This is a genomic window from Sphingobium sufflavum, from assembly GCF_021403115.1.
GTDB classification, from domain to species: domain Bacteria; phylum Pseudomonadota; class Alphaproteobacteria; order Sphingomonadales; family Sphingomonadaceae; genus Sphingobium; species Sphingobium sufflavum.
Window position 1 is genome coordinate 1 of sequence record NZ_JAJSSH010000003.1, and the last position, 25,645, is coordinate 25,645.

General features: G+C 65.7%; 23 protein-coding genes and 1 riboswitch. Of the genes, 12 read left to right on the forward strand and 11 right to left on the reverse strand.

Features of this window, described 5'->3' with window-relative positions; all coding sequences use genetic code 11:
* Nucleotides 1-124 precede the first annotated feature (124 nt).
* Nucleotides 125-1,267: an NACHT domain-containing protein gene (locus tag LWE61_RS05685; RefSeq protein ID WP_234149083.1), complete on the reverse strand. Its 1,143-nt coding sequence runs from the start codon at nt 1,265-1,267 to the stop codon at nt 125-127.
* A gap of 600 nt (nt 1,268-1,867) precedes the next feature.
* Here LWE61_RS05685 and miaB point away from each other — a divergent pair.
* The gene (gene miaB, locus LWE61_RS05690; protein WP_234149452.1) at nt 1,868-3,154 is read left to right on the forward strand and encodes a tRNA (N6-isopentenyl adenosine(37)-C2)-methylthiotransferase MiaB; all 1,287 of its coding nucleotides are present in this window, start codon (nt 1,868-1,870) and stop codon (nt 3,152-3,154) included.
* Nucleotides 3,155-3,593: 439 nt separating this feature from the next.
* On the opposite strand, the gene LWE61_RS05695 is transcribed toward miaB, so the two are convergent.
* Genes LWE61_RS05695 through LWE61_RS05705 form a run of 3 tightly spaced genes read right to left on the reverse strand, consistent with a single transcriptional unit; the run spans nt 3,594 to nt 5,760 of the window.
* Entirely contained in the window at nt 3,594-4,082 is a 489-nt protein-coding gene (locus LWE61_RS05695) for a DUF2141 domain-containing protein (protein ID WP_234149084.1), read from the reverse strand.
* Nucleotides 4,009-4,800 (reverse strand): sterol desaturase family protein, encoded by a 792-nt coding sequence (locus tag LWE61_RS05700; RefSeq protein WP_234149085.1) that lies wholly within the window; start codon nt 4,798-4,800, stop codon nt 4,009-4,011. The genes LWE61_RS05695 and LWE61_RS05700 overlap by 74 nt, the downstream gene beginning before the upstream one ends.
* Nucleotides 4,801-4,833: 33 nt before the next feature.
* On the reverse strand, nt 4,834-5,760 hold the full coding sequence (locus LWE61_RS05705; RefSeq protein WP_234149086.1) for an isopenicillin N synthase family dioxygenase: 927 nt from the start codon (nt 5,758-5,760) through the stop codon (nt 4,834-4,836).
* A gap of 426 nt (nt 5,761-6,186) precedes the next feature.
* A riboswitch (SAM-I-IV-variant riboswitch) is annotated at nt 6,187-6,294 on the forward strand.
* Nucleotides 6,295-6,388: 94 nt separating this feature from the next.
* Here LWE61_RS05705 and LWE61_RS05710 point away from each other — a divergent pair.
* The 3 genes from LWE61_RS05710 (at nt 6,389) to LWE61_RS05720 (ending at nt 8,800) form a co-directional block, all read left to right on the forward strand.
* Nucleotides 6,389-7,318, forward strand: a complete 930-nt coding sequence (locus LWE61_RS05710) for a homoserine O-succinyltransferase (RefSeq protein WP_234149087.1) — start codon at nt 6,389-6,391, stop codon at nt 7,316-7,318.
* Nucleotides 7,319-7,503: 185 nt separating this feature from the next.
* The gene (locus LWE61_RS05715) at nt 7,504-7,911 is read left to right on the forward strand and encodes an EVE domain-containing protein (RefSeq protein WP_234149088.1); all 408 of its coding nucleotides are present in this window, start codon (nt 7,504-7,506) and stop codon (nt 7,909-7,911) included.
* Between the two features lie 592 nt (nt 7,912-8,503).
* Nucleotides 8,504-8,800 carry a hypothetical protein gene (locus tag LWE61_RS05720; RefSeq protein ID WP_234149089.1) on the forward strand — a complete coding sequence of 99 codons (297 nt, stop codon included), beginning with the start codon at nt 8,504-8,506 and terminating at the stop codon, nt 8,798-8,800.
* Nucleotides 8,801-9,431: 631 nt separating this feature from the next.
* Here the strand turns inward: LWE61_RS05720 and LWE61_RS05725 are convergent.
* Nucleotides 9,432-9,752, reverse strand: coding sequence for a glycine zipper 2TM domain-containing protein (locus tag LWE61_RS05725; protein ID WP_234149090.1), 321 nt, complete (start codon nt 9,750-9,752; stop codon nt 9,432-9,434).
* 229 nt (nt 9,753-9,981) lie between these two features.
* Here LWE61_RS05725 and queF point away from each other — a divergent pair, with 229 nt between their 5' ends.
* Nucleotides 9,982-10,428, forward strand: a complete 447-nt coding sequence (queF, locus tag LWE61_RS05730; protein WP_234149091.1) for a preQ(1) synthase — start codon at nt 9,982-9,984, stop codon at nt 10,426-10,428.
* 586 nt (nt 10,429-11,014) lie between these two features.
* Here the strand turns inward: queF and LWE61_RS05735 are convergent.
* The gene (locus LWE61_RS05735; RefSeq protein WP_234149092.1) at nt 11,015-11,389 is read right to left on the reverse strand and encodes a cytochrome C; all 375 of its coding nucleotides are present in this window, start codon (nt 11,387-11,389) and stop codon (nt 11,015-11,017) included.
* Nucleotides 11,386-12,597, reverse strand: coding sequence for a SorA family sulfite dehydrogenase catalytic subunit (sorA, locus tag LWE61_RS05740; RefSeq protein WP_407696208.1), 1,212 nt, complete (start codon nt 12,595-12,597; stop codon nt 11,386-11,388). The genes LWE61_RS05735 and sorA overlap by 4 nt, the downstream gene beginning before the upstream one ends.
* A 317-nt stretch (nt 12,598-12,914) precedes the next feature.
* Here sorA and LWE61_RS05745 point away from each other — a divergent pair, with 317 nt between their 5' ends.
* From LWE61_RS05745 to LWE61_RS05755, 3 genes are all read left to right on the forward strand, one after another.
* Nucleotides 12,915-13,514, forward strand: coding sequence for a hypothetical protein (locus tag LWE61_RS05745; protein ID WP_234149453.1), 600 nt, complete (start codon nt 12,915-12,917; stop codon nt 13,512-13,514).
* A 197-nt stretch (nt 13,515-13,711) separates the two neighbouring features.
* Nucleotides 13,712-15,436 carry an arginine--tRNA ligase gene (argS, locus tag LWE61_RS05750; RefSeq protein ID WP_234149094.1) on the forward strand — a complete coding sequence of 575 codons (1,725 nt, stop codon included), beginning with the start codon at nt 13,712-13,714 and terminating at the stop codon, nt 15,434-15,436.
* Nucleotides 15,436-16,185 (forward strand): SPOR domain-containing protein, encoded by a 750-nt coding sequence (locus LWE61_RS05755; protein ID WP_234149095.1) that lies wholly within the window; start codon nt 15,436-15,438, stop codon nt 16,183-16,185. The genes argS and LWE61_RS05755 overlap by 1 nt, the downstream gene beginning before the upstream one ends.
* 201 nt (nt 16,186-16,386) lie before the next feature.
* Here the strand turns inward: LWE61_RS05755 and LWE61_RS05760 are convergent, their stop codons facing one another.
* From LWE61_RS05760 to LWE61_RS05770, 3 genes are all read right to left on the reverse strand, one after another.
* Nucleotides 16,387-16,800: a hypothetical protein gene (locus LWE61_RS05760; protein ID WP_234149096.1), complete on the reverse strand. Its 414-nt coding sequence runs from the start codon at nt 16,798-16,800 to the stop codon at nt 16,387-16,389.
* A 498-nt stretch (nt 16,801-17,298) separates the two neighbouring features.
* Complete coding sequence (locus tag LWE61_RS05765; RefSeq protein WP_234149097.1) at nt 17,299-18,726, reverse strand: succinylglutamate-semialdehyde dehydrogenase; 1,428 nt, start codon at nt 18,724-18,726, stop codon at nt 17,299-17,301.
* Between the two features lie 66 nt (nt 18,727-18,792).
* Nucleotides 18,793-20,211: a protein adenylyltransferase SelO family protein gene (locus tag LWE61_RS05770; RefSeq protein ID WP_234149098.1), complete on the reverse strand. Its 1,419-nt coding sequence runs from the start codon at nt 20,209-20,211 to the stop codon at nt 18,793-18,795.
* 37 nt (nt 20,212-20,248) lie between these two features.
* On the opposite strand from LWE61_RS05770, the gene LWE61_RS05775 reads away from it, so the two are divergent.
* The 4 genes from LWE61_RS05775 (at nt 20,249) to LWE61_RS05790 (ending at nt 24,116) form a co-directional block, all read left to right on the forward strand.
* On the forward strand, nt 20,249-21,145 hold the full coding sequence (locus LWE61_RS05775; RefSeq protein ID WP_234149099.1) for an alpha/beta fold hydrolase: 897 nt from the start codon (nt 20,249-20,251) through the stop codon (nt 21,143-21,145).
* Nucleotides 21,142-22,281, forward strand: a complete 1,140-nt coding sequence (locus LWE61_RS05780) for a glycosyltransferase family 4 protein (RefSeq protein WP_234149100.1) — start codon at nt 21,142-21,144, stop codon at nt 22,279-22,281. The genes LWE61_RS05775 and LWE61_RS05780 overlap by 4 nt, the downstream gene beginning before the upstream one ends.
* 222 nt (nt 22,282-22,503) lie before the next feature.
* Nucleotides 22,504-23,907: an NAD(P)H-dependent flavin oxidoreductase gene (locus LWE61_RS05785; protein ID WP_234149101.1), complete on the forward strand. Its 1,404-nt coding sequence runs from the start codon at nt 22,504-22,506 to the stop codon at nt 23,905-23,907.
* A 5-nt stretch (nt 23,908-23,912) separates the two neighbouring features.
* Nucleotides 23,913-24,116, forward strand: a complete 204-nt coding sequence (locus LWE61_RS05790; protein ID WP_407696194.1) for a DUF2093 domain-containing protein — start codon at nt 23,913-23,915, stop codon at nt 24,114-24,116.
* Nucleotides 24,117-24,464: 348 nt separating this feature from the next.
* Here LWE61_RS05790 and LWE61_RS05795 read toward each other — a convergent pair whose 3' ends face one another.
* Nucleotides 24,465-25,619, reverse strand: coding sequence for a GGDEF domain-containing protein (locus LWE61_RS05795; RefSeq protein ID WP_234149103.1), 1,155 nt, complete (start codon nt 25,617-25,619; stop codon nt 24,465-24,467).
* Nucleotides 25,620-25,645: the final 26 nt, after the last annotated feature.

The window sequence follows — 25,645 nt, forward strand, 5'->3', positions numbered from 1 at the left end:
CGCCTGCCTCAGCTTCCCGCAGAACCCCGATAATCTGCTCTTCCGTAAACCGTATCCGCTTCATCAGTCCGTCCTTCCATGGGCCGGACTCTAATCGTATCTGGAGGAAAATCAGGGGGTCAGGTCAATCTCTCTGAAGCATGGATACGGATTCTATCATGTCGAGATGAAAATCAGTATGATCTATTTCTATTCCTTGTATTTCCGAAGCTTTAGATACGTATCTAACAACTTCATCTTCTGTAAAAGAAACTTTATGATCAGCAAGGGATTTATAGCAGAATGCCGCAAATATCGCTCGAAAACGATCTGCAGGTAGGTCACAAAAATGCTTTCTTCTCAAACCTTTGGTCCGGTCATGACGGCGGTAAAGTACTTCAAAAGCTTGATCATAAAATGCAGTTGTAGTTTCCCCAAGCTGTAGGTGCTCACCATAGCACATCAGAAGCAAAACGGCGAGAAGAGGAATTTGAAGGAAACTAGTCCTGTCATCGAAATCCCCTTCTTTTAATTTTTTTAGAAATTCTTCCTTAGCTTCCTCATCTTGGAATGGCACTTTCTCTATCAGGAGGATCGTTTGATCCTTGGTCAATGGTTCTATCGCCATTGTGTAGAATCCCTCCCAGCCACTAAAATCAACATCGGGGCGTGATGAGAGTATGATTTGCAGTTTCGGAAACCTGACGGTTAAGCGTTCAACTTGCTCTCTGAACGCAATCCGGTGCTGCGGAGGCACTTCATCCACACCGTCGAGGAACAGACAGAACCCTCCGGATTTCAGTGCTTCGTCAAAAACCTCACGATTTCCCCTTTGATTCTCTGGCGTAACAAGGTCGAAAATACTGTCTAGAATGGGCAAGTCTGAAGGATTTGCCATGTCGCGCAGATCAATAAAGAGTGGCACTTGAGGGATTTCGTCAGTCAGCGCTCGCAACGCCAAACTGCGCATTAGCATGGTTTTCCCAGCGCCAGCTGTTCCTTTTATTAAAATAAGACCAGTTTCTCGTAATATTTCCAAAATATCTTCGTCTCTAACAGTATTTCCATCACTCGTTACATACAAATTTACATAAATATCATTTATCTTCGTAAGATGATCAGGAAAGTTTATAGTTCTTACGGCAGAGCATTTGCGCTTTGTTGCTTCAAGATGATCCCTAAAAGTATCTGTGAAATGGATCAGGACTTTGTCACGTCCCCAAGTTAAAGCGCTAGCGACACCTTTTATAGCTTGTGGAGCGAGCATCTTAAGTATCGGCGTTGCCACCTCAATTTCCTGTCCCGTAATCATTCGCAACATCTCCGCAGCATTGATGTTGCAGTTACAGCGATTTTTGACACGCGAATACCCTTTTCCAGATCGGGCGCACCAGAATGTAGATTCGGGGCACCCGCTCATAACCATCTCTGGTTAGCTCGGAGATTTCGTATTTTGTTCCGGCAATGAACAATGAATTCTGCAGCGTAGCAGAATGCGCGCGAACATTTCCCGCCTGGAATAGCAACAATTAGTCGCCGACGACCGAACAGATATCAAGCGACCCGAAAGTTGCGAAGCCCGATAGTCGATAGCAGCTATCGGCTGATGATCGCCGCGTTCCGGACAGTCCGCTATCGGCCATTCTCTCCAAGGTCGCGCGCTCCCGGATCAGGTCCGGGATGACGATAGGAACAGGCCCGGTTCTCTTGTGCCCCACCGTCCCGCACCACCCCCGCCACGCCACCCCTTTCCGCCGACCCCGCGCGCCTGTATAGGGCCGCGATGACTGCATCCCCCCCATCCGTTCCCGAATCCGCGCCGTCCTTTGCCGGGGCGCCGGCCCGGCCCGACCCCAAAACCTATCGGGTCAAGTCGTTCGGCTGCCAGATGAACGTCTATGACGGCGAGCGCATGGCGGAGATGCTGGCCGCGCAGGGGCTGAGCGAGGCGGGCGAGGGGGCGGAGCCGGACCTGGTCATCCTGAACACCTGCCACATCCGCGAGAAGGCGGTGGACAAGGTCTATTCCGACATCGGCCGCCTGAAGCGCGAGGATGGATCGCGCCCGATGATCGCGGTCGCGGGCTGCGTGGCGCAGGCGGAGGGCGCGGAGATCATGCGCCGGGCCAGGACGGTGGACATTGTGGTGGGACCGCAGGCCTATCACCGCCTGCCCGACCTGGTGGCGAAGGCGGCGGCGGGGCAGGCGGCGCTGGACACCGACATGCCCGCCGATTCCAAGTTCGACGCGCTGCCGCGCCGGTCGAAGAATCCGCGTGTCTCCGCCTTTCTGACGGTGCAGGAAGGGTGCGACAAATTCTGCACCTATTGCGTCGTGCCCTATACGCGGGGGGCAGAGGTCAGCCGCCCATGGGCCGCGGTGATGGACGAAGCGCGGGCGCTGGTCGATGCGGGCGCGCGGGAGATCACGCTGCTGGGCCAGAACGTCAACGCGTGGACGGGCGAGGACGAGGCGGGGCGGACACAGGGGCTGGACGGCCTGATCCGCGCGCTGGATCGGCTGCCGGGGCTGGCGCGCATCCGCTACACCACCAGCCACCCCAACGACATGGCCGACGGGCTGATCGCCGCGCATGGCGACGTGGCGTCGCTGATGCCGTTCCTGCATCTGCCGGTGCAGTCGGGCAGCGACCGCATATTGAAGGCGATGAACCGCAGCCATGACAGCGCCAGCTACCTGCGCCTGATCGACAGGGTGCGGGCGGTGCGGCCCGACATCGCGCTGTCGGGCGACTTCATCGTGGGTTTCCCCGGAGAAACAGAGGCGGATTTCGAGGCGACGATGCACATCGTGCGGGAGGCGCGCTATGCCCATGCCTTCAGCTTCAAATATTCGCCGCGCCCCGGCACGCCCGCCGCCGACATGGATGGCATGATCCCGCTGGAGGTGATGGACGCACGGCTGAAGGCGTTGCAGGACGAGATCATCCAGGGGCAGGTCGCGTTCAACCGGGCGAGCGTGGGCAAGGTGACACAGGTGCTGCTGGAGCGCGCAGGCCGTCACCCCGGCCAGTTGATCGGCAAGTCGCCCTGGCTGCAATCGGTGGTGGTGGAGGAGCCGGGCGCGACCATCGGCGACCTTGTCACGGTGGAGCTGGTGTCCGCCGGGCCGAACAGCCTGGGCGGCCGGATCGTGGCGCGCGCGGCGGCGTGAGCTGACGGGCGGGTGGTTGGCAGGTTCTGACGGGTGCCGGGGGCAGGCGTTTTTTTGCCCTGACGGCCCGCAAGGGGTGGGGCGAGGTCGGTGGCTTGCTCCGGGGCGTGGCACAGGGCCATGTCCGGGGTGCCTTCGTCTGAAGCGTGATACCGCCTGGGGCCATCGCCCTTCAGACGATGACGAGCGGACAATGGTGGTTTTTCCGAGAGCCTTGAAGCGAGGCGCGTGACTCGCTTCAACGGAGCGTACCTAACGCACGGGAGCACCGGAAGATCGGACATTGAACCGAGCCACGTGCCTCCGTTCAACCATTTGCAGGCCGTCGGGGCGGCCCCAGACACCGGTGGTTGCCGCGGCGTTGTCCCACAGAGACGCGCACGCCCGGCTATCCTGATGCCGCAAGGCCCGGGCCGCCAGCGGTCCATGCGACCCCGCCCTAGAGGAAATATTGCAGCCGGACCTCCTTGGTCAGGTCGCCCGTGCCGATGTGAAAGCGGGCGGCGGCGAATTTGGGCGGGCCGAAGCGGATGCGGGGGTTTTCGGAGAAGCCGAACCCCTCCCGCGGGATGCCCAGCAGCATGTCGGCGCGGGCGTTGCCATTCTCGTCATGCAGGACGCTGAGCGCATAGTCGCCGCTGGCGACGGCGGAGAAGCTGATCCGCGCAGGGGGCGTGGCGGCGACGCTTTGCTTCAGCGCGTGCGGGTCTTTCTCGCAATTGGGGAAGAAACGCGGGTCGCGGGTCAGGCAGGCGCGCACATAGCCCTTTGCCGAGCGCAGGCCGGTGAAGCTGACGGTGAGGGTCGCGCTCTGGCCGGTCGTCTGGCCAGCGGGGCCGGAGGGCGCGGGCGCGTCATTGGCGGCGAGCAGCAGCGGCAGGGCGAGGAGGGCGGCGATCCTGCGCGTCCTGGTCCGGCGGGACGCCATCCCATCGGCCCAGCCCCTTGTCGGTGCCGCACAGCCTGTCCCAGAAGCGGAAATAGAGACCATAATTTCCCCGATAGACGTCATGATGTTTCTGGTGATGGGTCGCGGTGATGATCCAGCGGCCCATGCGGCCCTCTACGATGCGGCGGGGGAAAAGCTCCCACCCCATATGGTTGGTGACGCCCATCAGCGTCATGATCGCCAGCACGCACCCCAGCGCGGCGACATGGATAGGGACGAGGAAGACGAGAGCGGGGATGACGAGGGCGCCGGTCAGCGCCTCCCACGGGTGAAAGCTCATCGCGGCCCAGGCGGTCGGCGGGCGGCTGTCATGATGGACGGCATGGGCGACGCGGAACCACCAGGGGCGGTGCATCAGCCGGTGCGTCCAGTAGAACCATGTGTCGTGGACCGCGAGGTAGAGCAGCAGCGACAGCGGCAAATACCACAGCGGCCATGCCTGCACATCGGTGTAGATGCGGGTCCATCCGTGCGCCTGCCACCCCCATGCGACGACCCCGGCGGGGATGCCGTAGAGGAGGGCGCTGAGCAGCGACCAGCCGACCTCCCGCCGCATCTGGCGCGACAGGCCGGCATAGAGGCCGGGGCGCACCCGGCGCGTCGCCAGCGCGAAGGCGCCGCTGGTGAGGAGATAGCGGACGCCGACAATGACGCTCATCACCAGCGCGGAGGCGATCAGGCCGGGCTGGCCGGTCATGATGCCTGCACCATAGTCATGCCGTGCTCGCGCTCACGCCTTGACCAGCCCGATTTCCGCGAGCCGTTCGTGCAGATAGGCCTGCGCGGTGATCGGTGGGTGGCGGGCGGGGTTGGCGGCGTCGGTGCACTGGGGCAGCGCTTCGATCAGCCAGTCGGGGCGCAGGTGCAGAAAGAAGGGCATGGAATAGCGCGGGACGCCCGCCCGTTCCGCCGGGGGATTGACGACGCGGTGGCTGGTGGAGGGCAGGGCGTGGTTGGTCAGCCGTTGCAGCATGTCGCCGACATTGACGACCAGCGCGCCCGGCGGCGGGGCGACGTCGATCCATTGCCCGTCGCGGGACAGAAGTTGCAGCCCGGCCTCCTCCGCCCCCAGCAGCAGGGTGATGAGGTTGATGTCCTCATGCGCCTCCGCCCGGAGGCCGGCCGGGGTGGGGGCGACGGGGGGATAATGGAGCAGGCGCAGGATCGAATTGCCGTCGCGGACCGGATCGGCGAACCAGTCCGCATCGAGGCCGAGGTCGACGGCGATGGCGGAGAGGATGCGGCCCCCCACCGCGTCGAAGGCGGCGAAGAGGGCGCGGAAGGTGGGGGCAAAGCCGGGGATCTCCGCCGGCCACAGGTTGGGCGGCATGGTGCCCGCCAGCGGCGACCCGGCCGGCAGGTCGCGGCCGACATGCCAGAATTCCTTGAGGTCGCTCACCGCCGCGCCCTTGGCCGTCTCCACCCCGAAAGCGGTATAGCCGCGCTGTCCCGCGCCGCCGGGGACGATATGACGGCGTTTGGCCGCGTCGGGCAGGGCGAAGAAGGCGCGGGCCTGATCCCAGCCGCGCGCGATCAGCGCATTGTCCATGCCATGGTCGCTGACCATTGCGAAACCATAGGTGCGGAAGGACGCGCCGAGCGCCCGCGCGAAGTCCGGGGCGGGCAGGTCGCGCATCGAGAGTATGGGAATGGCCATGCGGCAACCCGTGTAGAGGCTGGCGGGGCGGGGGAGAAGGCTCTTTCGCGCCGAGCGGGCGATTGCGGCGGTGGGGTGCCCTGACGATGGGCGGGCATGATGGACGGGCCGGGGACTGCCGGCTGGCGCTTCCTGTCGGGTGCCAGTGTCTCCCCTGAAGCTGTCAGGGCAAAGCCCCCGCTACGGCGGGCAGATGATTCACCGCGTCAGCCCGTCCAGAACAGAGAATAGCAGATTATGCACGGCGAGAAAGAGCAGGCTCGCTTCCGGTAGGGCGATGGCTGGGAATGTCGGCCAACGGACGGGGCTGCCGGGCCATGGCTATGCAGCCCCTCTGCGCGCAGGGCAAGGTCACGGCAGGCCGCGTCACGACCGGCATCGCCGCGCCGGGGGCATTGCCAAAACCGGCGCGCGTTCCTAAATACACCCCTGCATCAAGAGTTGGGGCGACGCCCAACGCCAACCTGCCGTCCGGGCAAGGTGGTGCTCCCCCAACGGGGAGGATGTGGCCGACCGGCAACCAAGCGGACCAGCCACATCATCCAGCGTCCGCCGCGCCTTTTGGTGACGCGCATCGCCGACGGGCCTGACGGTTCCGGGCGGGCGATGCACCAGAGGAGATGTGTGCATGCCGATTACCATTCCCGACGACCTGCCCGCCCGCCGCACGCTGACGGCGGAAGGCGTGGTGGTGATGGGACAGGCGGACGCGGTGCGGCAGGACATACGGCCGATGCGGATCGGCCTGTTGAACCTGATGCCGGACAAGATCAGCACGGAGACGCAGATCGCCCGGCTGATCGGCGCGACGCCGTTGCAGGTGGAACTGACGCTGGTCGGCATCACCGGCCATGTGCCGCGCAACACGGCGGCGGACCATATGGCGGCTTTTTATCGGCCCTGGGCGGACGTGCGCAAGGAACAGTTCGACGGCTTCATCATCACCGGCGCGCCGGTCGAGAAGCTGCCGTTCGAGGCGGTGCTGTATTGGGACGAGATGCGGCGCATCTTTGACTGGACGCAGACGCATGTCCACCGGCTGTTCACCATCTGCTGGGCGGCGCAGGCGGCGCTGCACCATTTCCACGGCCTGCCCAAGCATGTGCTGGGCGAAAAGCTGTTCGGGGTGTTCCCTCATCGCAACCTGGCGCCCTGTTCGCCCTATCTGCGCGGCTTTTCGGACCGTTTCTCCATCCCCGTGTCGCGCTGGGCCGAAACGCGCGGGCCGGATATCGCGGCGGGCGGCGGCCTGACCGTGCTGGCGGACAGCGAGGATGCCGGGCCATGTCTGGTCCACGACCCGCGCCACGGGGCGCTGCACATGTTCAACCATGTCGAATATGACACGGGCACGCTGGCCGACGAATATGCGCGCGACGTGGTGGGCGGGGCGTCCATGCGGGTGCCCGCCCATTATTTCCCCGGCGACGACCCGGCCCGCCCGCCGGAAAACGGCTGGCGCAGCCATGCCCATCTGCTGTTCGGCAACTGGATCAACGAAATCTATCAGAGCACGCCGTTCGACCTGACCGAGGTGGGCCGGGACAGGCTGGGGTGAGCTGGGCGGGCCAGTAAGCGGTGGGCCATTACGGGGCGGGACATGGCGGGATCGCGGCACGATGAGCGCGGCACGATGAGCGGGGCCGCGCGCGCCATCCCGCCCCGCATCCCGTCTTGCATCGCGGCCGGCGGCGTGAAAGAGACGGCGCAGCACCGCATATCGCGCACGAAAGGCAGTCCTCGATGAACTATTGGCTGATGAAATCGGAACCGGACGCCTTTTCCTGGGACGAGTTCGTCGCCAAGGGCCGGGCCGAATGGGACGGCGTGCGCAACCATGCGGCGCAACTGAATATGAAGGCGATGAAGATCGGCGACCGCGCCCTCTTCTACCACAGCAATATCGGGCTGGAGTGCGTGGGCATCATGGAGATCGTGCGCGAGGCGGCGCCCGACAGCACCGACGACACGGGCCGCTGGATCGCGGTGGAGGTCGCACCGGTCGAACCGCTGAAGAAACCGGTGACGCTCAAGACGGTGAAAGCTGACACATTATTGTCACAGATGGCGATGGTTCGGCAGTCGCGCCTGTCCGTCTCCCCCGTCACGGCGCAGGAATATGCCCGGATTCTGGAGCTTGCGGGCCACTGAGCGGTACGATTGCAAAAACTGCAATAACCCCGGTTAGCTTTGCACTTGTCGCTTTGTGCGTTGCAACATATCTGGCCTCCAACGAGCCAAGAGACTCGCTGCTTTCCGTTGGAGTTTGACATGAAGATGGTCCCGATGCTCAGCGCCGTTGCGCTGTCGTCCATGCTCACGCTGGTTCCTGTCGCCGGTTATCTGTTCGGCGGTATCTGATCCCAGCCTGATTTCAGGATGTATCAAAACCGGGGGTGTCCACATTGTGGGCGCCCCTGTTTTGTGTCCGGCGCCGATGGATTGTGGTGCGGGCGGGTTGGGTAGCCGGAATCCGCTGCGTCACCACTGCCGTGACGGGTGAGGGACGCGCGACCCATGGATCGGTCCGGGATGGCGATGGCGGATTGAGTTCCTGTGGCCGGGCAGGGCGGGGCTGTCGCCCTCTGGCGACGAGGCGGCGGCAAGTGCCGGCCCCGGTTGCAAAATCTGCAAGTTTACCGGTTCACTTTGCATTTGCTGCGTTGCACCAAATGATCCAGTCTCGGTTTTGCGAATAGGACCGAGGAAAAACTGAAACGGCTTCTCAAAAGGGAGATCGTTCATGACATCGCCAATTTTCAAGCTTGTTCTCGCCGCCGCTGCAATCGCTGTCTCCGTTCCGGCCCTGGCCAAGACGGAAGAAACCAGCTTCCAGCGTGACGGTTACACCTATGTCTATAGCGTGACCGAGAAGGGCAGCACGAAGCATATCCGTGGCAAATATTATCCGGGCGGCCGCTCGTTCGCACTGGAAGTGCGCAACGGCCGGGTCGAGGGTACGGTCGCCGAATCCGGCGTGTCCTTCCCGCTCAGCGCCATCGCACGCCCGACCGGCGATGCGCTGGCCAGCGCCGACTGATCCGGTCCTGACGGACCCGGCCCGGCGGTTCGGCTGAGAGGCCGATCCGCGGGTCGATCGGTCCGCAGGGTGACAGGCAGGAAAGGGCGGAGGCTTCGGCGCCCGCCCTTTTTGCTGGGGTTTGGGTGGTGGCCGTGTGGGGTGTGGCAGTGTCGGGCCGCCTGACGGGTGGTCAGGTCGCATCCCTTACGCTGGCGGCGCGTTGGGGGCGGCTGGCCGCTCAGTTCCGGCCGCGCCCTATCGCTCCTCCAGATCAACCGCCATTCAGCGGATGGTGTGGCGAAAAGGTTGGTTTGCCGCAATCGTTGACGCAAGGGGGTGGCGCGCGCTGCGAGGGCGCGTGCTCAAGGGCCATGCGTAGCGGAAGCTGGGAAATGGGGCGGAGGCCCGCGCCTCGGGTCCGCCATTCGCAGGGCGGAATGGCGATTAGCCCTTGTACATCCGTTCGCCGCGCTGTTCGGGCGCACCCGCCATCCCGCGCCCAAAGGGCAGGGGGTGCGCCGACTTAGCGGCGCCAAAGGGGCGAGGCGGTCGATGCCCGGGGGGGCGGGTTGATCAGGCCGCCGAATGAAACGGCCGGCCAAACCCGGCGGGGGGCGCGGCGGGGGCGCCCGCCCCCCGGCCGCCCCGCTCAGCGGCCGCTGCGCGTGGAGTGGATCGACTTGCCGATCAGCGCGCCCGCCGCCGCGCCCAGCAGGGTGCCGGTGGTGCGCTCGCCGCGCGTGTCGATGGCGCGGCCCGCCAGTGCGCCGCCGACGCCACCGATGATGAGGCCGGTCGTGCCGTCCGACTTCTTGCAATATTGGCGACCGTCGCGGCCCCGCCATTCGCTGCGATAATTATCGTCGCGCCAGTCGCGGTCGCGGCGGGCCTGCGCGCCCTCGACGGGCAGCGCCATGCTGGCGGGAACGGCGAGGGTGGCGGCGGCAAGGCCGAGAATGAGATTACGCATGATGGCTCCTCCATAGTCAGGTCGGGTCGCTGTTCAGGCCGGGTGGTCCATGGCCCGAACGGCGATGTGTGATCTGATGTTTGATCTGGGTTGGTAATGCCCCTATCATGGCGCAGGTTGCATGAACCTGATACAACGAACCAAGGTGTTGATAAAACAGGGGATAAATTGGACCGCGGTATGCGCTGGACGGTTGGCCCGGCGCGACAAACAGGCTATTCGGGGCGACATGACACCCAAATTCCTCGGTCAATCGACGGGCCTGCCCGCCGCCCCGGAGCAGGCGGAACTGGACTATGTGCCCAATCCGCGCCCCGGATCGCCCTATCTGGTCCGCTTCACCGCGCCGGAATTCACGTCGCTGTGCCCCGTCACCGGCCAGCCGGACTTCGCCCATATCGTCATCGACTATGCGCCGGGCGAGACGATCGTGGAGTCCAAGTCGCTCAAGCTGTTCCTCGGTTCCTTTCGCAACCATGCCGCCTTTCACGAGGATTGCACGGTGGGCATCGCGCAGCGGCTGGTGGCGGAGATGAAGCCGCTGTGGCTGCGCATCGGCGGCTATTGGTATCCGCGCGGCGGCATCCCCATCGACGTGTTCTGGCAGACCGACGAACCGCCACGGGGGCTGTGGGTGCCCGCGCAGGATGTGCCGGGGTATCGCGGTCGGGGGTGAGGGGAGACGGGGGCGACCAGTTGTGCTGGGGTGGTCGAGCCGAAGGATGGGCAGGTTCTGGCGGCTGACGACCAGTTGCGGATGTTTACTTCTTACGCTGCGTCGTCCGAAAGCAATCTATCGACTAACAAATCGACGCCGGAGTTTCCCCACGACTGAAACGATCAAAGCGGCAGGCAATCCGCCGACAAGACAGCCTATCGCAACCCAGAGCGCGAGCATGACAAGCATGACAGCGAACATACCTAGATGCTCCCACGTTGATATTCTCCATGGTTCCATGAAGATCACGCCCAATCCATAGGAGAGCAGAAACGGCGAGCGAAAGCCGGGGCTAGGTTTTGACAGAATGCTAGCACCAATAATCCACACGGCCGTAATGACCGCAGCGAGTGGGATCAGGAGTAGGCCGGAGAAATCCATAGCCTCGATCTAGCGTCCACTTTCTCGACTTTCCAGCATGTAAGCAGCCAGTCCGCTTCCCACCCAATCCGGTCATTGCGCGTGCAGCGAACCGCAGGCAGGCGCAGTATGCCCCCGAAAATATAGACCGAGGGGGCTGCCACCACACCCCCATCCTCCACCCCTACCCCGCCTTCCCCAGCCGCGCGTCGAGCAGGGCGGTGAGGGCGTCGATGTCGGCGGGGGCGATGGGGGCGCCATAGACGGCGATCATTTTGTTCACCGAATCCCGCCAGAATTGCGCGCCCTTGCCGCGCGGCTGGGTGGTGAGATAGTCGAGCGAATGGCAGCCGGAACATTGGGCTACCACCGCCTGCGCGCCCTCGTCGGACAGGATGGCGGGCACGGTTTCGGGCGCGGGGGTATAGGTCAGCGACCACGCCGCGCCGCTCGCACCGAGGCTGCCCGCGCAGAGGATGAGCGCGGCGGCGAGGGGGGCGAGGCGATGGGCGCGGTGGGAGAGGGGGCGAAGGTGGCGGCGGGCGGCGGCGCGCATCATGCGACCTCCAGCCGGATCGTCTCGACATTGTTGCGCATATAGCCGGCGGGCTGCCAGCGGGGCTGGAGCGGCTGCGCCTCCCCATCCGTGCCGATGGCGCGCACCATCACGGCCTGAGTCCCGCTGGGCAGGGTCAGCGGCAGGCGCCATTCGCGGAAGGAATAGCGGCCCAGATCCTGGCCCAGCTGGGCCTCCTGCCAGTGTTGCCCGCCGTCCGACGATAGCAGCACTTTGGCGATGCCGCCGCCGCCGTTGAAGGCGATGCCGCCCAGCGCCACGGGCCGCCCGGCGCGCACCGCCTGGCCGTCGCGGTGGCTGGTGAGGAAGGCGCGGATGTTGAGGCGGCCGATGGGGCGGGTCTTGTCCGGCTTTGCCCCCGGCTCCACGCAGGCGCAGTCATTGTCCGGTATGCGATAGGCGGTCTTCATCCAGTAACCGTCATAGCGGGCGTCCACCACATTGATCTCGCTGAGATGCTTGATCCAGTAGGTGCCATAATGGCCGGGCACGACGAGGCGCAGCGGATAGCCGTTGAGGAAGGGCAGGTCCGCGCCGTTCATCGCCCAGGCGACCATCACATCGCCGTCGCGGGCATGGTCGATGTCCAGCGCCTTGATGAAATCGGGGATGCTGTCGACCGGCGGGTTGTCGAGACCGTTGAAGGTGACCTGCCGCGCGCCCGCCCGGACGCCCGCCCTGTCCAGCAGCGCGCGCAGCGGCACGCCGCGCCAGCGGGCATTGCCCATCGCGCCATGGCCGAGTTGCCCGCCGCCGACGCGCGGGGTGGAGAAGCCGCGGCTATTGCCGGAGCATTGGTTGACGGCGACAATCTCCTGCACCGGGAAATCGCGCTTCAGCTCGGCCAGCGACAGGGACAGCGGCGTGCCGACATGCCCGCCCAGCGACAGGCGATAGGTGGCCGGGTCGATGGCGGTGGGCAGGCCCGACAGATGATAGCGCACGAAAAAGGCGTCGTTGGGCGTGACCGGCCCATCGGCGAAGACCGCGAACGGGGTTTCCAGTTGCGGCGGGCGGCTCGTCAGCCCGATCAGCGGGCGCTTTTGCGGCAGGCGGACGAGGGGCCGCTCACCATTGTCGAAGGGCAGGCGCAGCCGGTCGGCGCGGGCCAGCGCGGGCGTAGTCGCCAGCGCGCTCGCCACCCCCGCCACGGTCCCCGCCGCCGCCGTCAGAAAATCCCGCCGGGCCATCACCACCATGTCGCACCATCCCACGCCGCCATCACCCGACCCATATCATAATCGGATCGGTAGAGAAGGGGTGTCGCGTCCCGATGCGTCGAAGGGGTTGCCTGCCCCGTCGTGGCGGTCACGCACCCGTGCCACCCGTGCCACCCGTGCCACCCCATGGCATCGGGCGATCAGGCAGCGGTTGCCACCTTTCATCCCCCTCTCTAATGAAACATGCGACTGTGCCGCGTCGTGCGGCAAGAGGGTAAGGACACGCACAGGTGCTCAATCGTACAATCGTCGGCCGCACAACGATCGGCCTGGGCCTGGTGCTGGCCATGCTGTCGGGCTGTTCGCGCAAGGGAGAGGTCGATGAAACCGGCGGTATCGTGCAGATCCGATCCGCCTGCCCCTCTGCCGCGATCCCGGCCGGGACCGGCGACATCACCCTGTTCAACCCGGCGGGCAGCAGTGATTCGCGCGCGATCGACGTGGTCGGCGTCATCTCCAACCTGACGTCCACCTGTTCCGACGCGGGCGAGCAGCTTGCCACGCAGGCGACCTTCACCGTGACCGCGACCCGGACGGACACCGGCGCGGCGCGCGAGGTGGTGCTGCCCTATTTCTCCGTCGTGGTGCGCGGCGCGACGTCCGTCATCGCCAAGCGCGTCGGGCAGGTCCGCCTGAACTTTGCGCCCGGCGAGGCGCGGGCCAGCGTGACGGCCAGCGCGGCCAGCTATGTCGACAAGAGCGCGGCGACGCTGCCACCGGAGATCGACAAGGAAATCCGCCGCAACCGCAAGCCGGGCGACGAGGATGCCGCGACCGATCCGATGGCGCGCCCCGACGTGCGCGACGCGATCACCCGCACCAGCTTCGAACTGTTGGTGGGGTTCAACCTGACGGCGGCGCAGTTGCAGTATAACGCGACGCGATAAGCCTATCGCCCGTTCGCGCCACCCCGCCGCGACCCGCTCCATTCCGTGAAGGGAGGAGCGGCGGCAGGACCGGCCCGGACGGGACAGACCGGAGCATTGCCGGGCGGGCCATGGTGATGGCCAGCGACCCGGCCATGCCGCATGGAAAGACCGAGCGTTTCCGCCCATCGGACACGCTCCAGGTTCGGGAATTCACAGTGACCCTTTACGCACGTTTCGCCGCCCATCTGGACAGCATCCTCGACGGAATGGAGGAGCGGGGGCAGTTGCCCGCCGCGCTGGACCGCCGCGCCATCGCCATCGAACCGCCGCGCGACGCCAGCCATGGCGACATGGCGATCAACGCCGCGATGGTGCTGGCGAAGCCCGCGAAGACCAACCCCCGCGCGTTGGCGGAGCTGCTGGTCGCGGAGCTGGAGAAACTGGACGAGGTGGAATCGGTGGCGATCGCCGGGCCGGGCTTCCTGAACCTGACGCTGACCCGCGCGACATGGGAGGCGGAGCTTAACGCGATACAGGCGGCGGGCGAGGATTTCGGCCGGTCGGACCTGGGCGCGGGCCTGCGCGTCAATGTCGAATATGTCTCCGCCAACCCGACCGGCCCGATGCATATGGGCCATTGCCGGGGCGCGGTGGTGGGCGACGCGCTCGCCACGCTGCTGGCCTATACCGGCCATCAGGTGACGCGCGAATATTATGTGAACGACGCGGGCGGGCAGGTGCAGGTGCTGGGCCGATCCGCTCATGTGCGCTATCGCGAGGCGCTGGGCGAAACCGTCGAAGTGCCGGAGGGCCTGTATCCGGGCGACTATCTGGTGCCGGTGGGTCAGGCGCTGGCGAAGGAATTTGGCGATCGCTATGTCGGCGCGCCGGAGGCGGAATGGCTGGCGCTGTTCCGCACCCGCGCGGTCGCGGCGATGATGGACATGATCCGCGACGACCTCGCGCTGCTGGGCATCCACCACGACCTGTTCTCGTCCGAGGCGCAATTGCAGGCGGCGGGCAAGCCGGAGGAGGCGGAGGCGACGCTGCGCGCCCGCGACCTCATCTATGACGGCGTGCTGGAAAAGCCCAAGGGTCAGGCGGACGAGGAGTGGGAGCCGGTCGAGCTGCCGCTGTTCCGCTCCACCCAGTTCGGCGACGACCAGGACCGGCCGATCAAGAAGTCCGACGGCACATGGACCTATTTCGGCGCGGACATGGCCTATCATTACCAGAAGGCGGCCACGGCGGACCAGCTGATCGACATCTGGGGTGCGGATCATGCGGGCACGGTCAAGCGCATCACGGCGGCGGTCGCGGCGCTGACCGGGGGCAAGGTGCCGCTGGACGTCAAGCTGATCCAGATGGTTCGCCTGCTGCGCGACGGCGAGCCGGTGAAAATGTCCAAGCGGTCCGGCAATTTCGTGACCCTGGCCGAGGTGGTGCAGGAAGTGGGCAAGGATGTCGTCCGCTTCACCATGCTGACCCGCAAGCCGGACGCGCAGATGGATTTCGACTTCGCCAAGGTGGTGGAGGCGTCGAAGGACAATCCCGTCTTCTACGTCCAATATGCCCATGCGCGGATCAGCTCGCTGGGGCGGCGCGCGGCGGAGACGTTCGGCGAACTTCCTGCCGTGGACCTGTCCCACCTTGGCACGGACGAGATCGCCTTGGTTAAGGCGGCTGCCAATTTCCCCAGAATCGTTGAATCTGCGGCCAAGAACCGTGAACCGCACCGCGTCGCCTTTTATCTTTACGATCTGGCGGCGGCGTTTCATGCTTGGTGGAACATGGGGAATGACGACCCGGCAAAACGGGTCATCGTGGCAGAGGCACCGGAGGTCAGCGCAGCGCGGCTCTATCTGGGCCGGGCCGTCGGGCAGATCATTCGGAACGGCCTGATGCTGATGGGTGTGGCAGCGTTGACGGAGATGACGTGATGACGAACGGCGAGGGGGGCGGCCTCAATCTGGAGGATGGCGATCGTCTGCCATGGCTCGAACCCGCGGATGTCGCGGATGACGGGCAAGTCGTGTCCCCCGCCAAGATCATCGGGCTGGTGCTGATCGGCCTTCTGCTGCTGGGCGTGATCGTCGGCGGCGGCTACTGGCTCAAGAACCGCGCGCCCGGCGATGCGGGCGGCGAGGCCCGGCTGATCCCCGCGCAGGGCGGCGATTACAAGATCGCGGCGAACGAGAGCGCGGGCAAGGATTTCAAGGGCACCGGCGACACCAGCTACGCCACCAGCGAGGGCGTGGACACCGACGGCAAGGTCGACGCCAGCCGGATGCCGGAAGCGCCGCTGGAAGGCATGTCGCGCGGCTCCATCGCCAAGGAGGACGCGCCGCGCGTGCAGACCGCCAGCGCCAAGCCCGCCGCGCAGGTCAGCGCGCCGGTGAAGGACGAAACGAAGCGGCCCGCCGCCGCAGCCCCTGCCGCAGGGTCGGCGGGCGGCGGTGCGCTGATCCAGCTCGGCGCCTATGGCAGCGATGCGGTCGCCAAGGATGCGTGGAAGAAGCTGTCCAAGCGGTTCGACTATCTGGCCAGCCTGTCCAGCGCCGTGGAAAAGGCCGAAGTGGGCGGCGCGACCGTCTATCGCCTGCGCGCCGGTGCGGGCAGCGCGAGCAATGCGACCACCCTGTGCGGCCGGTTGAAGGTCGCGGGCGAGAATTGCATCGTCGTGAAGTGATGCGGGCGGCCATGGCCGGGGGCGAGCGGGTCGGTCGGTGAAGGGACGCATGTCCGGCGGTGTGGTGGCATCGCCTGGGGATTGCCCGTTTCACGCGTGGGCCGGGGCCGCTCAAACAATCCTACAGGGTTCATGTCAGGGGCAGAAAGCGGACGGTCGGAAAACGACCATTTGTGGCCACTCAGCCACAAAGTTCTGTTATCAGAAGCCGACTGTCCGGTCCGGCATCCTTGCTCCTATCAACTTGCGTGCCGACTCAAAATTCTGCTTCACCTCCTGAGAAAGTGGGCTTTCATCCTCATCGCGCGCCAACTTTCGCATAATTTGCGCCGACCGATCGTCAATTAGCACAGCGATGCTCTCGAATCCGGCTGTTTGGCCATCGTGGATGCCGAAGCCTAAAAAGGCCGAAGCCAGTTTCTGCCGGTCCCATCCACAACTGTCTGGAAGGCTGGTACTCAACACGGCCTGCTTGCGCTTCTTCTGCTCCGCTTCGGACATCAGCTTTTTCTCTGTCAGCCACGGCTTCATCTTCATGAAGCGAGGGCTCTCTATAAAGCTATCATAGACGCGCTGAAGGCCGATTTGCTCGCCCAAGCTGTACAGCGACTGCATGAAGGCCTGACCGTGAAGCGTGCAGGAGTTACTTACGAACGGAGCAGGCGAAGTAGACGGCATCACGCCCTGGGCCCGGGCTGTTGGCACGCTTATGGCAAGGCAGAGTACCATCATACATCTCGCCAGATTCTGGAATAAAGGCACGTTGGTAATAGGGGCATTGTTGGCCAACAAGGCATACTCCTGCAATATGTACGTAAGCTGTGGCAGCTTCAGAATTTGGGCAAGGTCTATTGCGCCGCCACGCATCTGATTAGGAACTGTTTACGCGTAATGCCAATAGCCGAGGCTATAAGATTTCCAAGTGTCCTGCGGAAATAGACTACATCTCAAAGTCAGCTTTGTTTAAACCCACACCGTACACCCGACAGTCCGCAATCCACCCAAGCCAGCCCTCACGCGATCCGCAAAGGATTTCAGCGGAAAACGTCGGCATTTTCCGTCCTACAACCGGTTCACATTGCTCGTTGAAAACCCCCGGCCCATCGCGGCGGATCAACGGTCGGCGATGACTTCGACCGAGCGCAGGCCGACCCCCACGGAGGCGCGGGCCTGTGCGATCTCCGCCGAGGCGACGGGATAGGCGCAATAGTCGGCGGCATAGGCGCCGCCCGCGCGGTGATTGCCCGACAGGCCGACCCCGCCCGCCGGAAAGCCGGGAGCCGATCCGGTCAGCGGTCGGTTCCAGTTGACCAGCCCCGCGCGGCTCGCCGCCCAGAAACGATCATATTGCTCCTCCGACCCGCCGAACAGCGCGGCGGACAGGCCAAAGCGCGTCGCGTTCGCCTCCGCTATCGCCCGGTCGAAATCGTCGACCCGCACGATCTGGAGGATGGGACCGAACAATTCGATGTCGATGCGCTTTTCCATCGCCGTCACGTCGATGATGCCGGGCGTGACGAAGGGCAGGTCGTCCTTGGGCCGGCGCATATGGGTGATCGGCCTGCCGCCGTTGCTCATCAGATAGAGGAAGCTCTCGGTCAGCCCGTCCGCCATCTCCATGTCGATGATCGGTCCCATATAGGGCGAGGGGTCGGCGTGGGGCGCGTCGATGACGAGGCGGTTGGTCGTCTCGCGCAGATTTTCGATGATCGCGTCGGCCATGCTGTCGCGCACGATCAGCCGCCGCCCGCTGGTGCAATTCTGCCCGGTCGACAGGAAACTGGACTGGATGATGAGCGCGGTGGCGGTGCGGATGTCGGCCATGTCCCACAGGATCATGGGGTTGTTGCCGCCCATGTGCAGCGCCGCGATCCGGTCCGGCCGGGTGGCCAGCGCGCGGTTGATCGACAGGCCGACATGGGCCGATCCGGTGAAGACGATGCCCGCCACGCCATCATGCGCGACCAGCGCCTGCCCGGCGGCGGCGTCCCCGATGATGCAGGACAGCACGTCCTGCGGCACGCCCGCCTCGTGCATCAGCGTGGCGATGAACTGGCCGGTGGCGGGCACTTTTTCCGACGGTTTGAACAGCACGCCATTGCCCGCGATCAAGGCGGGCGCGATCTGCGCGACGGGCAGCAGCGCGGGGGTGCAATGGGGGGTGATGATCGCCATCACGCCATGCGGTTTGTGCCGCAGCGCGGCGCGCGCGCCCATGGTGCCGTCCAGCCGCTTCTGCCCGGTGCGGGCGCTATAGGCGGTGATGCTCTGTTCGACGGATTCGAGGAGGGTGGCGACCTCCCCCTTGGCGTCCCACACCGGCTTGCCGGTTTCGCGCGCGATCAGGTCGGCCAGATCCACCTCCCGCCCGCGCACCAGATTGGCGAAGCGGCGCATCGCCTCGATGCGGTAGGAGAAGGGACGGGCGGCCCATTGCGGCCATGCGGCGGCGACACGGGCCACCGCTGCGCCGACGTCGCTCTCCTCCCCCTGCCAGAGCGGGAGGCCCGTTGCGGGTTCGGTGGACGTCAGCGTGGCCATGGCCGGTTGCGGCGCCCTCCATGGCGCGAAAGGATAAGGGTAACAGCCCCTTATCCTTGAAAGGGCTTAATATTGCATTGCCCGCGGCCCCGGTCCATGCGCCGCCCCCATGGCGCGGATCGCCGCGACCTTCGCCGCGACGGGCGCCCAGTCGTCCTGCGTGTCGATGGCGGACCAGAGCGCCTCCACCTCCTCGATCAGCATGGAGCAGGGGTCGCCGGACCAATAGGGATGGTCCAGCGCGCCCGGCACCGGGGTGCAGCGGTCGACCAGTTCGCGCAGCCCGTCCCAGCCCGCGCCCGCATACAGGTCGCCGGACACCGCGCGGCCACCGCGCCAGTCGAAGAAGAAACGGTCGATGGGCGATCCACCCTGCGCCAGCGCGTTCACCGCCGCACCGGTCAGCGCGCGGGCCAGCACGCCATCGTCGGTGGCCAGCCCCAGCCGCCAGAGGAAACGATGGTCCAGCCGGGCGCGGAAGCGGTCGGGGTAGCTGTGGAAGGCGGCGACCAGCGTTTCCTCCGTCGCGATGCCGGACAGGGCGACCGCCAACTGCGCGAGATTCCAGTGGATCGCCTCCGCCTGCCGCCCGAAGGCGTAGAGGCCCTGATGATCGAAATAGGCGGCGGTGAACCCCTCGTCCCAGCGCGGCGCGAACCGCCACGGGCCATAGTCGAAGCTCTCCCCCGTGATCGCGATATTGTCCGTATTGAGGACGCCGTGGACGAAGCCGGCCACCATATAGCTGGCGGCGAGGTCGGCGCAGCGCGCCACCACCTGTCCGAACAATTGCACGGCGGGATCGTCGCCCGGCTCCTGCCCGTACAGGTCGCGCAGGCTGTAATCGACGAGACGGCGAAGATGGTCCGGCTCCTCCAGCACCATCAGCCGCTGGAAGCTGCCGATGCGGATATGGCCATGGCTGAGCCGCACCAGCACCGCCGCGCGGGTGGGCGACGGTTCGTCGTTGCGCTCCAGCGCCTCCCCCGTCTCGATGATGGAGAAGGTGCGCGAGGTGGGCACGCCCAGCGCCTCCAGCATCTCCGACGCCAATATCTCCCGCATACCGCCTTTCAGGGTCAGGCGGCCATCCCCGAAGCGGCTGTAGGGCGTCTGGCCGGACCCCTTTGTGCCGAGGTCGAGCAGGCGGCCGCCCGCCTCTTCCCGCTCCCGCACCTGCGCGTAGAGGAAGCCGCGCCCGTCGCCGATGTCGGGGTTGTAGTTGCGGAACTGGTGGCCGTGATAGCGCAGCGCCAGCGGCTGCGGCAGCGATCCGTCGAACGGGACGAAGCGCCCGAAGCGTTCGATCCACGCGGCATCGTCCAGCCCGTCCAGCCCGACCGTCGACGCCGCCCGGTCGTTACGGAACCGGATGGTGTGATCGGGAAAGGACGCCGCCCGGACAGGCTCTGCGATGAAGTCGGCGATAGTGGCTATCGCGTTGACGGGCCGGGGGAAACTGGCCGCTTGCGGTGACAGGGTCATGGGGCGATAGTGGGGCCGGGTTGCCAAAGGATCAAGTGTGGCGGGTTATGAAGACAGATATTGGTGGTCGCGCGACGGCCTGCGCCTGCATTTTCGCGACTATGGCGTTCGCGACCATGGCGCCGCATCGACCGAGCAGCCGCCCATCCTGTGCATCCCCGGCCTGACCCGCAACGCCCGCGATTTCCATCCCCTGGCGCAGGGGCTGGCGGAGCAGGGGCGGCGCGTGCTGTGCGCCGAATTGCGCGGACGCGGCGAAAGCGCCTTTGCCAAAGACCCGATGACCTATGTGCCGCTGACCTATTTGCAGGATCTGGAGGCGTTGCTGGAGGAGACGGGGATCGACCGCTTCATCGGCATCGGCACGTCGCTGGGCGGGATCATGCTGATGCTGCTGGCGGCGACCGGGCCGACGCGGCTCGCGGGCGCGCTGCTCAACGACATCGGCCCGGCGATCGAGGAGGCGGGGCTGGACCGCATCCGCCAGACGGTAGGCACCGGCGGCGGCTATCCCACATGGGTCCATGCCGCCCGCGCCCTGTCGGAGGTGCAGGGCGCGCTCTACCCCGACTATGGGCTGGAGGAGTGGCTGGCCTATGCCAAGCGCCTCTATCGCCTGAACAGCAAGGGGCGGGTCGTGCTGGACTATGACGCGCGGCTGGCCGAGCCGTTCAAGGTGCCGGGCGGCGAATCCGGCGTGGACCTGTGGCCCGCCTTCGACGCGCTGAAAGCCTGCCCGACGGTGCTGGTGCGGGGCGCGATGTCCGACATATTGTCGGAGGAGACGGCGCAGGCCATGCAGGCGCGCCATCCCGACCTGGAGCGGGTGACGGTGCCGCGCACCGGCCATGCCCCGACCCTGTTCGAGCCGGAATGCGTCGCCGCCATCGACCGGCTGCTGGAGCGGGTCGCCGCGTCCCAGCCCGTCCTGTGAGCGCGCCGCTTAACATCCTGCACATTCAGGGCAGTTTCGACCTGGGCGGCAAGGAAGCCCGCACCGCCCGGCTGATGAACATCTGGGACGGACGCGCCCGGCACAGCCTGCTGATCGGCAACCCGGCCATGCGCGGGGCCTGCGCCGCGATCGACGCGGAGGTGGACGCGCAGGTGGTGGAGGACGGCCCGTCGATCATGGGCGCGCCCTCCTATGCCCGGCTGTCCGCCATCGCCCGCTACATGCGCCGGTTCGACCTGATCCTGACCTATAACTGGGGCGCGATGAACGCGGTGATGGCGCACCGCCTGTTCGGGCGCGCGATGCGTCTGCCCGCGCTGATCCATCATGAGGATGGCTTCAACGCGGACGAGGCGGCCCGGCTCAGCCCCAAGCGCAACCTGTTCCGCCGCATCGCGCTGGGCCGGGCGCAGGGGCTGGTGGTGCCGTCCTGTCAACTGGAGCGGATCGCGGTCTGCGCCTGGGGCCAGCCGACGCGCAGGGTGCATAATATCCCCAATGGCATCGACGCCGCCGCCTATGCCCGCCGTCCTTTTCCCGATGCGATTCCCGGCCTCCACACATCCGCCGACCGGGTCGTGGTCGGCACGCTGGCGGGGCTGCGCGCGGTCAAGAACCTCAGCCGCCTCGTCCGCATCGCCGCGCCGCTGGCCGACCGCATCACGCTGGTCATCGTGGGCGAGGGGCCGGAGCGGGAGCGAATCGCGGCGGAAGCGCGGACGCTGGGGCTGGATTCGCTGGTCATGCCCGGATTCATGGCGCGGCCGCAGGATTTCATCGGCCTGTTCGACATTTTCGCCCTGACGTCGGACAGCGAGCAATTCCCCATCTCCCTGGTGGAGGCGATGGCGGCGGGCCTGCCCGTGCTGTCCACCGATGTCGGCGACGTGAACCAGATGCTGTCGCCCGGCAACCGCCCCTATCTGTTCGCGCCGGATGACGAGGCGGGACTGGCGCGGGGGCTGGCCGAACTGGTTGCGGACCCGGTGCTGCGCGCCCGGCTGGGCGCGGCGAACCAGCAGCGGGCGATGGACGCTTTTGACGAGCGCGGCATGGTCGCCCGCTATGCCGCCCTCTATGGCGCGGCCGCCGGGAGCGTCGCGCTGAGTCGCTGATGCGGCGCGCTCCCACGGGCGGCCCCTCCACCATGAGCGGTTCGACGTCCGGTTCGTTGACCCGTCCCATGGCCCTCCCGCGCCACGGCCCGTCGCCCTGTGCCGCGACGATGGCCGCATGGAGGAAAAACAGGCGCGTGCTGAACAATTTCTTGCTATGGGCCGGCTTTCGATGGGCGTAGTACGGTGGGGTACGCGCGTTTTCGCACTAGGGGATATGGATTGTTCAAGGGTTTGAAGCCGATCGTATATGGCGGGCATGAGGTCTGGCCGTTGATCGAAGGCGGCAAGGGCGTTGCAGTGTCCAACCATCAGAGCAGCGGCGCATGGGCCGCCGCCGGCGGCATCGGCACGGTGTCGGCGGTCAACGCCGACAGCTATGACGCGGATGGTAATCCCATACCCCAGGTCTATCATGGCCGCACCCGTCCGCTGCGCCATCAGGAACTGATCCAGTATGCCATCGACGGCGCGGTCGAGCAGGTGAAGCGGGCCTTCGAAATCTCCGGCGGCAAGGGCGCGATCAACATCAACGTCCTGTGGGAAATGGGTGGCGCGCAGCCGATCCTTCAGGAGGTGCTTTCCCGCACCAAGGGCATGATCGCGGGCGTCACCTGCGGCGCGGGCATGCCGTACAAGCTGAGCGAGATCGCCGCCCAGCATGGCGTGAGCTACCTCCCCATCGTCAGCTCCGGCCGCGCCTTCCGCGCGCTGTGGAAGCGCGCCTATTCCAAGGCGGCGGAGTGGCTGGCGGCCGTGGTCTATGAAGACCCGTGGCTGGCGGGCGGCCACAACGGCCTGTCCAACGCCGAAGACCCCAACAAGCCCGAAGCCCCCTATGCCCGCGTCAAGGCGTTACGCGACGTGATGCGCGAGGGCGGTATTCCCGATACCACGCCCATCGTGATGGCGGGCGGTGTCTGGCACCTGCGCGACTGGAACGACTGGATCGACAATCCCGAACTCGGCTCCATCGCCTTCCAGTTCGGCACGCGCCCCCTGCTGACGCAGGAAAGCCCGATCCCGCAGGCGTGGAAGGACGAGCTGACCAAGCTGGAGGAAGGCGACATCCTCCTCCACAAATTCTCGCCCACGGGATTCTACTCCTCCGCCATCCGCAACCCCTTCCTGCGCGATCTGGAAAGCCGGTCGGAACGTCAGATCGCCTTCAGCCTCGAACATGCGGGCGATCATACGCACCAGCTGGACGTGGGCGTGAAGGGCAAGAATTTCTGGGTCACGCGCGGCGACCTGCTGCGCGCGCGCGAATGGTTCGGCCATGGCTACACCAGCGCGCTCAAGACGCCCGACAACACGCTGATCTTCGTCACGGACGAGGACCGGGCGATCATCCGCAAGGATCAGGCCGATTGCATGGGCTGCCTGTCGCACTGCGGTTTCTCCGCATGGAAGGACCATGACGATTATTCGACGGGCCGCCTCGCCGACCCGCGCAGCTTCTGCATCCAGAAGACGTTGCAGGACGCGGTCCATGGCGGCGACGTGGACAAGAACCTGCTGTTCGCGGGCCATGGCGCCTATAAGTTCAAGAAAGACCCCTTCTACTCCAACGGCTTCGTGCCCACCGTCGGCCAGCTCGTCGACCGCATCCTGACCGGCGATTGATGGACATGCGCGCCCCCGACCAGCCCGGCCTCGCCATCCTGCACTATCGCGCGTCCGATTATGAGATCGTGCGGCCGGGGCGCTTCGTGCTCTGCGCCGTCAGCGGCGCGACCATCCCGCTGGGCGAACTCACCTATTGGAGCGGCGCGCGGCAGGAAGCCTATCGCGGGCCGGAAGAAGCGACCAAGGCGCTGCTGCCCACGCCCTGAGCGGGGCGGCCGTGCGGGTGGCCGGATGGAACGGGGGTGCTGAACGGCACAGCCTGAATGGCACGGCCGGAGCGTGACGCGGCGTTGTGGCGGGAACGGAAAGGGCGGCGCGCCGGCCGATCCGGCTCGGCCGGATGCTGCTTCGGCCTGACGCTGCTTCGGTAGAGCGTGATGCCGTCACATTCACCCACCTCGTCATTGCGAGTGCAGCGAAGCGGACGAATAGGTGTCACGTCCAGAGCGGGTTCCGATCCGACGGCATTGGGTAGGCTGCTCCCGTCCTTCGATTTTCCGCGTTTTTTCGAGTCAGCCGATAAGTCCATCGGCTTCGAAAACGCTCCGGAAGCGTCAGTCGCTCTCCCGCGCGATATAGACGCGGTTGCGGCCATGCTCCTTGGCGAGGTAGAGCGCGCGGTCGGCGGCCTTCAGCGCGTCGCGCGGTTCGGGATAGCCGAACACATCCGCCACGCCGCCGGAGAAGGTGACCTGCTCCATGCGCTCGCCGGTCTTGCGGTCGACCAGATTGCGTTCGGACATGTCCTGCCGCGCCTCGTCCACCACGACGCACGCTTCCGCGACGGTCTTGCCCCGGAACAGCATCACGAACTCCTCGCCGCCATGGCGGGCGACATGGCACCGGTCGTCGGACACACGGGCCAGCAGGCCCGCCACGAATTTCAGCACGCGGTCGCCCGCGTCATGGCCGTGCGTGTCGTTGATCGTCTTGAAATGGTCGATATCGCAGAAGGCGACGCTGAGCGTCTCATTCTGCTCGCGCGCGACCTGCGTCTCCTCGCGCAGCACCGTCTCGAACGCGCGGCGGTTGGGCAGGCCGGTCAGATGGTCCTGCTCCGCCGCCTTGCGCGCGGTTTCCAGATTCTTTTGCAGCAGGCGGGTCTGCTTCTGCCCGTCGCGCAGCTTGCTCTCCACCTCGCGCGTATGCTCGATCATGGTGCGGGTGACGGCGACCAGCTTGGCGATCACGTCGCCGCCGCTGGCATCGCTCGCCAGCTCGCTGGCCTCCCGTTGCAGGGCCGCGCCATAATCCTTGGCGGAGGAGGTGGACTGGTCCGCGATGACGCTCAACGCCTCGACGTTCGCCTCCACCTGGTCCAGCATCTCGGCCAGGCCGTCGGCGGTGATCTCGTCCACCCGCTGCTGCGCGATGATATTCTCCGCCAGCCCGTTGGTCAGCGTGCCCCGGTCCTGAAGGATCGCGCGCACGGCCTTCTCGATCTGGAGGTCGTTGCCGGTGATATAGTCATGCGCCAGCCCGAAATTGAGCGGCGTGAGGTCGAGGTCGTGGGAAAAGAGGAACTGGCCGATGTCGTCGTACAGCGCGCGGCGGCGATCCACCTCGCGGCGCAGGCGGCCATTCCCCTGGTCGCGCGGGGGCGCGGGCAGCGGCTCCGGGGCCACGGCGCCGTCGCGTCCCAGAAGGCCAAAGCTCCATTTCGCGAGCTTGCCTCCCAGGCCATCTTCATTCGCTTGCACAGCAGGCATGTCGTGACTTTCCCTATGTCCCGCGG

Excerpts from the sequence above, each read along its gene's own strand:
- LWE61_RS05735 (WP_234149092.1), bottom strand. The coding sequence starts at position 11,389 with ATGATGCGCGCCGCCGCCCGCCGCCACCTTCGCCCCCTCTCCCACCGC.
- LWE61_RS05700 (WP_234149085.1), bottom strand. The coding sequence starts at position 4,800 with ATGACCGGCCAGCCCGGCCTGATCGCCTCCGCGCTGGTGATGAGCGTC.
- LWE61_RS05705 (WP_234149086.1), bottom strand. The coding sequence starts at position 5,760 with ATGGCCATTCCCATACTCTCGATGCGCGACCTGCCCGCCCCGGACTTC.
- LWE61_RS05790 (WP_407696194.1), top strand. The coding sequence starts at position 23,913 with ATGCGCGCCCCCGACCAGCCCGGCCTCGCCATCCTGCACTATCGCGCG.
- LWE61_RS05765 (WP_234149097.1), bottom strand. The coding sequence starts at position 18,726 with ATGGCCACGCTGACGTCCACCGAACCCGCAACGGGCCTCCCGCTCTGG.
- LWE61_RS05770 (WP_234149098.1), bottom strand. The coding sequence starts at position 20,211 with ATGACCCTGTCACCGCAAGCGGCCAGTTTCCCCCGGCCCGTCAACGCG.
- LWE61_RS05795 (WP_234149103.1), bottom strand. The coding sequence starts at position 25,619 with ATGCCTGCTGTGCAAGCGAATGAAGATGGCCTGGGAGGCAAGCTCGCG.
- sorA (WP_407696208.1), bottom strand. The coding sequence starts at position 12,597 with ATGGCCCGGCGGGATTTTCTGACGGCGGCGGCGGGGACCGTGGCGGGG.
- LWE61_RS05710 (WP_234149087.1), top strand. The coding sequence starts at position 6,389 with ATGCCGATTACCATTCCCGACGACCTGCCCGCCCGCCGCACGCTGACG.
- queF (WP_234149091.1), top strand. The coding sequence starts at position 9,982 with ATGACACCCAAATTCCTCGGTCAATCGACGGGCCTGCCCGCCGCCCCG.
- miaB (WP_234149452.1), top strand. The coding sequence starts at position 1,868 with ATGAACGTCTATGACGGCGAGCGCATGGCGGAGATGCTGGCCGCGCAG.
- LWE61_RS05760 (WP_234149096.1), bottom strand. The coding sequence starts at position 16,800 with ATGCAGTCGCTGTACAGCTTGGGCGAGCAAATCGGCCTTCAGCGCGTC.
- LWE61_RS05755 (WP_234149095.1), top strand. The coding sequence starts at position 15,436 with ATGACGAACGGCGAGGGGGGCGGCCTCAATCTGGAGGATGGCGATCGT.
- LWE61_RS05715 (WP_234149088.1), top strand. The coding sequence starts at position 7,504 with ATGAACTATTGGCTGATGAAATCGGAACCGGACGCCTTTTCCTGGGAC.
- LWE61_RS05725 (WP_234149090.1), bottom strand. The coding sequence starts at position 9,752 with ATGCGTAATCTCATTCTCGGCCTTGCCGCCGCCACCCTCGCCGTTCCC.
- LWE61_RS05745 (WP_234149453.1), top strand. The coding sequence starts at position 12,915 with ATGCTGTCGGGCTGTTCGCGCAAGGGAGAGGTCGATGAAACCGGCGGT.
- LWE61_RS05720 (WP_234149089.1), top strand. The coding sequence starts at position 8,504 with ATGACATCGCCAATTTTCAAGCTTGTTCTCGCCGCCGCTGCAATCGCT.
- LWE61_RS05695 (WP_234149084.1), bottom strand. The coding sequence starts at position 4,082 with ATGGCGTCCCGCCGGACCAGGACGCGCAGGATCGCCGCCCTCCTCGCC.